General features: G+C 67.7%; 1 pseudogene (cut by a window edge). It reads right to left on the bottom strand.

What is annotated here, in order from left to right:
* Window positions 1-154, bottom strand: a pseudogene (locus ACFE99_RS03960) (helix-turn-helix domain-containing protein) (its annotated part extends 629 nt beyond the left edge of the window); the annotation flags it as partial.
* Between the last annotated feature and the right edge of the window lie 165 nt (window positions 155-319).

Genomic DNA, 319 nt, shown 5'->3' with positions numbered 1-319 from the left:
CGAGCACCATCTCGGCGCTGGGACGCGAGCGCCCGGTTTCGATGAAGCTGAGATGCCGGGCCGACACGCCCACCTGCAGCGAAAGCTCGAGCTGGCTTACCCGGCGGCGCTCTCGCCATCCGCGCAGCAATCCGCCAACGGTCGCTTCGGTCACACAGAAACCGTAATCGCACCGATGCGTCGGCGGCGATGACCTCTGAGGTAATTGTGCAGCCGCAACCCGACGACGCACGCTCGATGCAGCGGGCGCTGCCGGAGCGCCCGGAGGAAGGAAGCCATGACCGACATTCAGTCCGCCCCGCCCCGCACGACCTCCGAC

Origin of the sequence: uncultured Mycobacterium sp., assembly GCF_964249325.1 — a bacterium.
Lineage (GTDB): Bacteria > Actinomycetota > Actinomycetes > Mycobacteriales > Mycobacteriaceae > Mycobacterium.
Note: the sequence above shows the minus strand (reverse complement) of the source record. Positions and strands in the feature narration are given on the sequence as shown.